The 5,874-nt window shown below is 36.9% G+C and carries 8 protein-coding genes; all 8 read right to left on the bottom strand.

The annotated features are described in order from the left end of the window. Positions 1-72: 72 nt before the first annotated feature. Positions 73-261: a hypothetical protein gene (locus tag MKI85_RS16820; RefSeq protein ID WP_241629457.1), complete on the bottom strand. Its 189-nt coding sequence runs from the start codon at positions 259-261 to the stop codon at positions 73-75. A 365-nt stretch (positions 262-626) separates the two neighbouring features. Continuing rightward, the gene (locus MKI85_RS16815) at positions 627-2,057 is read right to left on the bottom strand and encodes a zonular occludens toxin domain-containing protein (protein ID WP_241629454.1); all 1,431 of its coding nucleotides are present in this window, start codon (positions 2,055-2,057) and stop codon (positions 627-629) included. After that, positions 2,057-2,341, bottom strand: a complete 285-nt coding sequence (locus MKI85_RS16810) for a DUF2523 family protein (protein ID WP_241629452.1) — start codon at positions 2,339-2,341, stop codon at positions 2,057-2,059. The genes MKI85_RS16815 and MKI85_RS16810 overlap by 1 nt, the downstream gene beginning before the upstream one ends. After that, positions 2,334-3,686, bottom strand: coding sequence for a virulence factor TspB C-terminal domain-related protein (locus tag MKI85_RS16805; protein ID WP_241629450.1), 1,353 nt, complete (start codon positions 3,684-3,686; stop codon positions 2,334-2,336). Before MKI85_RS16805 ends, MKI85_RS16810 begins: the two co-directional genes overlap by 8 nt. A gap of 151 nt (positions 3,687-3,837) precedes the next feature. Further along, positions 3,838-4,098 carry a hypothetical protein gene (locus tag MKI85_RS16800; protein WP_241629449.1) on the bottom strand — a complete coding sequence of 87 codons (261 nt, stop codon included), beginning with the start codon at positions 4,096-4,098 and terminating at the stop codon, positions 3,838-3,840. Positions 4,099-4,116: 18 nt separating this feature from the next. Next, positions 4,117-4,299: a hypothetical protein gene (locus MKI85_RS16795; protein ID WP_241629447.1), complete on the bottom strand. Its 183-nt coding sequence runs from the start codon at positions 4,297-4,299 to the stop codon at positions 4,117-4,119. Between the two features lie 92 nt (positions 4,300-4,391). Further along, positions 4,392-4,706, bottom strand: a complete 315-nt coding sequence (locus MKI85_RS16790) for a hypothetical protein (RefSeq protein ID WP_241629445.1) — start codon at positions 4,704-4,706, stop codon at positions 4,392-4,394. Positions 4,707-4,708: 2 nt separating this feature from the next. Beyond that, positions 4,709-5,874, bottom strand: a 1,166-nt coding sequence (locus MKI85_RS16785; protein ID WP_455168467.1) for a replication initiation factor domain-containing protein, incomplete at its 5' end; no start/stop codon positions are given.

Genomic DNA, 5,874 nt, shown 5'->3' with positions numbered 1-5,874 from the left:
TTATAAAAAAAATTAAAGCATCAATCCAAAAACCATATCCAAACATATAAACCTCAAATCTTTACCGGCATCTTATTGTTTGCCGTACCAAGTCCGATACTTTTCTAAATAATTATTAAACTCAACTATAAACAAATGAGCACTATCTTCATCATCTAAAAGCTTCTGTAAAACTTCTATACTTATAGAAACGTCTAACTTCCCTTCTAAATGCTGCTTCGCAACCTTTGCAGCTTCATCAAAAATTTGTTGTGATAACATTTTAAACCCTCAGTTCGCGCCCATTCGGGACGCTCTAATTTTACCGTTTGTATTCTAAAGGGAGCTTGTAATCAGGGAAAGAAGGTTTTAAGTCATATTTCATTAGTTCGCAGGCACTCCGCCTGCTCTATTAAGTTTGTTGTAAATCAGGTTTAATTTTCTTGGCACAAGCAAAACAAAGATGCATCTGATTAATTAAATATATTTGACTAGTAGCTATATCACAAATCTGGCAATGAATACGTCCTTGTAAATTAGTTTTGATGTTCATGTTTAAAAACCTATGACAAGATCTGCTAACATAAAAGCAGTATAAAAAATAAAAGATAAAATTAAAAAAGCACAAACAAAGCCAAATCCATTCATTAAATTAACCCTTCTTTTTTAGCTTGTTCAAATTTAGCTATTTGTTCAAGACTCGGTTGGTTTTGTTCCACTGGAGTAGTTTGTGGTTGTATCTGTGACGATTCTTGTTGTTGAGCAAAATAATTAAATGGTCTGTCACCATATTCTACAAGATCACGACAATCCTGTTGTGAAACATTGAGCTTAGTCCCCTGTTGTGTATAAGCATAATATTTTCCATTTTTCTTCATACAACCTGAAAACACAGGTTTTGCTGTAACTTCATAAGAAATACTTTGTTGTATAGACTCAGTTTCATATGGCTTTGATGGATCGTATGTAACTATAGATTCTCCATTCTCTCCAGTAGTAACCGAACCTTTATTTTTTGAAAGATTATTGAACCAATCAACACATTCTTTTTTCTCAACATTTACAGCTTTTCTGCAATCTCGGTCAGCTTGAAATGACTCGTTTGAAGCTACTGGAGAACCTGTAGCAGATGCGGAAGGTTTAGGTGATGTAGGCATTTGGGGTTTTAAAGCATCTTGTACATTAGAGCTTTGACCGAACATCATTTTTACAGCATCAGTAAAATATGAAAAAATTGGAATTTTAGTAAATCCAAAAACAATAAAGCCAAAGAAAATTAATATTAAAATTCCAACAATGACCCACTTTTTAGGAAATTTCTTTTTAATAGATTCGTGACTTGAAGCAGATTCATAGAGATCATAGATTGCTTGTTTATAGCCGATGACCTCATTAGAAATATACTTTTTCGGTTCACGTTGAGAATCAGCAGCAGCACTAGGATCAGAAAGCCACTTAGGGAAAACATAGACGGAACAGCAATCAAAGTTTTGTGGTGGTCGTTTTACAAAATAAAGTTTATCTACAATTTTGCGTAGAGATTTATTCAGGTTGTCAGGATCTTGAGTAATCAAGTACATATCTTTATCAGTATGACCGATCTTAGCAATATCTAAAATCATTTGATCACGTGATGGAACATTACCTACAAATCTGTAAGGCTCACGGTCTTGTACTTCATCATAGAAAATAATTGAACCTTTCGGAGTTGTTCTCCAGTCGTCAGGCGCAGGTAATACGAATTCAATTTTAAGACCTTTGATATCAGTATAAATTTGACGTACAGGCTTTAATTTATTCAGCTTCGCTGAATTTTCTTCATTATAAGTATCAACAAATTTATTGTATTCGACATAATCTACAAAGTAGCTTTCATATTGTTGTTCAGTACAAAGAAGATGAAATTCTTGTGTTAAATCTTCATCACCTGATTTTTCAAGCAATTCCTGATTTTCATTAAAAACCTTAAAGTTATTAACTACATGCTTATTATTTGTTTCTTGTAGTTCATTGATAGTCTTTACTGAAAAGTAAGATTTACCCTGACGCATTTTGCCAACAATTGCATATAAAGGCATTAGATAACCCTCATGACAGCTTTTTTAGAAGCCAAGTAAAATTTAACTGAGATATAAGAAAGAATGATTGAGATAAATGCGTCTATGCCAGCGAGATTGAAAGAATAGAAGAACTCGCCCAATTGACCCCATGAATCACGAATGTAAGCCATAGCTGTGTTAAAAAGCGTTAATAGAACAGCATAAGAGACAAGACCAAGACCTAAAGCTTTAAAGCCATTTTTAAAAAAAGATTTAGATGCGTAGTCAACGACTTTTACGAGTAAGGCAGAAAGACTACCCATTGTCAGACCCCCTACCGCCAATAATTCCAATACCGATAATGTGGGCTGTAAGAATTACCCAAGGCTTTAATTTAGATAACCAAAAGCAGAAAGTATCGTAAGAGTATGTGATTTGATTAGAGCCGCCAAAAGGTGAAGGAATTTCTAAAACAAGGTCTTGAGGACATTGACCAGAAGCCTGAATCATATTTGGATTAATTACGGGTATATCTTGATCTTGTGGAACAGTTTCGTCAGGAGGGTTAGGAATATCATCTTGTTTTGACCAATCGAACCAGTCAGATACTTTTTCAAAAAAGGTTTTGTCTTGTTCGAGTTGCTTGTTTTGGTTTTCTTTAAAGTCTTTATTGTCTTGTTTTTGAACTAAGAAGAAGTCACAAGCAGCGGGCCACCATTCACAAGCTTTTGGTAATGTAAATTCTTGACCAACAGATGGAGCAGAAGCAGAGTATTCATCAGGAACACCGTCACCGTCTGTATCTACATTGGGTTTTTCTGATGTATCACCTTTTGGGTCTGTTTCAGGTTCAGGGTTTGAAGCGTTTAATGCATCATTAGATTCTTTAGGTGCTGGCATTTCTTGAAGTGGGTTGTTTGGGTCATATGCTTCTTCAATCGCATCAGAAATAGGATTTTTATTTTCACCCTGACCCATAAGCTCATTACCTAGTTCAGTATCAGACATATATTTATAGTTAGGAACGGCATTTGGATCGAAATTTGGATTTAATGAGCGCTGAGGTGAAGCAGTACCAGTATTGTTATAGTTATTGTCATTAGCAGCATTTAAACCAAAAGTAAAAGTAATGTATCCACCAGTATTAGCAAACTTATCATATGGAAAAACTTTGGTTAATTTAGCGCGCCTAGGTGAACCTTGTGATTGAAAATATGAATTATATGTTTGTATGTATAAAGTAGAAAAAGCATTAATACCGTATGCCTGAATAGTAGTATTAAAATCAGTTAGTTTATAAATATAAGGCTCAGTAGGACAACCAGACGACTGTTCACATGGTATTTCTTTTTTAATAGTCTGAGAGCCTTTATCTATGATCCAACCAATTCCATTAAGCATCTGATCTACTGCAACAGTAGCAAGACTAAGCCAAAGCATTCCCTTGACAGTTTTACCAAGCGATGAAGGGTTTACAGGAACATCAACAATAAATTTTCCTGAATTAGCAGCTGCTGTTGTTATTCTTCGAGTCTGAAGACGAACGGTTTGTTTAGAAGAATCATAAAAATTTTCTACAATTTCCCATTTTTCAGCAGCACCAGCCCAAAGAAATGTAGGTGTCAAAGTAATTGTTATAGATAAAAGAAAAACAAAGAATTTTCTCATCTGCTTATCTCCGATACATCGCAAGACCAGTACAAATGAAGCAAAAGAGGACAAAGTAAGGGAATAAATAAGACATAAAAAAGGCGCTCCTTTGAAAAAAACTGGACTGCGCGCCCTCGCCAGTTTTTTTCTTGAGAGAGCGCCCTTTTGTTTAGAATGCTAAGCGAATGGCTTTGATGCCTTTTGCTACCATTGGGATCATGAGATTCGCAGAAGCTACAGTTGCAACAGCAGCGATCAGTAGACCGATGTAAGTTACAAACTGCTCAACAGAGACTTCAGGCATTGTGAGTTCAGCAAATGAAGAAACAGAAGCAGTACCTAAAATAGCCGTGATAACGATTTTTTGAGGTAAAGACATCTGAGGTTTTGCAGAAACAGCGTTTACAGCAGGTTTGTTTTCAAGTTCCATAACATTTCTCCTATGTGTTTATAAGAATGAAAACTTAATTTCCGTTATCCCCCATGCAACAAGCATCATGAACCAAAAGCCTAAGCCCATAGTTACTGCTTCTTGCATGGTTAACGGTGGGAGCATGTATTGTGGGACGTACTCAACCCATTTCAGGCATTGCTGAGTTTCTTCGTTGATTGATTCACAGAGCATTGCCATTTCTTATAATTCCTTAACCGTTACAGCTAGATTGATGAAACGGTAAAAACTGATAATGAAAATACGACCCACAAATCGGACACATCTTTTCGTTATTGCCCATTAGGTTTAACTGCCTGTACTTGTGGAAGAATGACGTTAGTTAAAACTTGCTTTTGACCACGACCTGTAGAAACATAATCAAGTTCTAATGTGACTTCGAAAGGAAATTTACGTCCCTGAAATTGGACAAGATTTCGTGAATCCTGCCATTTGAATTCAGCAACACCTTGACCGAATGCGTTACCAGTACTGGTATCCATTGGAATCAAGCCAAATAAAGTGACATAGTCATAATGACGTCCATCGTCAGCTTTCCAATCTGTAGCTTTAACACCAACCAAATTCACAACCATTTGTTGAGACATAATTACATCCTCATTGCAGTAACTAAGACATGATCTAACCGCTTGGGATAAGCCAACGGATCAGAACATGAGATAAGATTTAAAAGTTCTTCGGGTTCAAACACTTGTTTGAAAACATTGATATATTTGCCGTACTGTTTCTTGATGATTTCAATAGCAGCATGCGCATTGATTTGCGCAGCTTTCACCATAGTTTCGATACGTTTTGGCTGAACATGTTCAGCTAGGAATTGAAAACATGGATAGGCTGCAATGAAATATTCGGAAGGTGATAAAAGCATTGCGTAAGGCAAAATACGGTCACGTGACTTAAACTCAATTTCGGCACGTTGCCAGTTGTCATCTGGGTCGCCTTCTGCCCTGCCTTTCTCATAAAGTCGTAAATACATGCCCGATTCACGGGAACCAATATTTAATGTACGTCCACGTCCGTTTGGACGTTTCCAATTGCCTTTGTGCTCGACATTTGGTGCACGATTTCCATTTTGAAAACCGCCCATTCCATCCATCATGTTGCCCCAGTCAACATTAATACGTGTTCCGTCAAAATCATCATGAGCCAAGTCGATACGGGTTAATTTTCCGCGTGTAGCGACATTGGTTAAAAACGTGTGGAGTCGTTTTTCCCAACCTTCAGTAGCAAGTGAACAGCCACGACCTGAAAGCATGACGAGATAGGTATCACGTTGACCACCAACACAGACGAAACCGCATTTATCGCCAATTTCAAAGGAACTTTGGTACATATTCTTTTTGCCTTTATCGCAAAGGCTTAATTGAAGACCGAAAATGTGTTCAATGTGTTTTTCAATGGCTAATGCCATTTGCATATTTAAATCAGATTTACTGATTGCTAAGTCTTCTTCACGAGCTTTATGCAAATTTGCACCTAAAGTCATAGTGCTATCAGTGAAGTTAACCCAGTCAACTACACAGATTTCTTTATCAGCAGGTAAACGACATTGAACTTGTTTAGCACCACGCCCAGTCATGACCATGTGTACATGTGGAACTGGAAACGAACGATCAAACGGCAAAGGCAAATCTGCATCTTGCATACGGGAGTGCATGGATTCGAATTCCGTTACCCCCATCTTATTAATGGGGGTATCTAAAAATCCCATTCCCCACTGGCAAACTTGTGGTATTGATTGTTTTTTGTTCGATT

The sequence above is a fragment of the Acinetobacter zhairuonensis genome (assembly GCF_022601715.1).
In the GTDB taxonomy this organism is placed as follows: Bacteria; Pseudomonadota; Gammaproteobacteria; order Pseudomonadales; family Moraxellaceae; genus Acinetobacter.
Note: the sequence above shows the minus strand (reverse complement) of the source record. Positions and strands in the feature narration are given on the sequence as shown.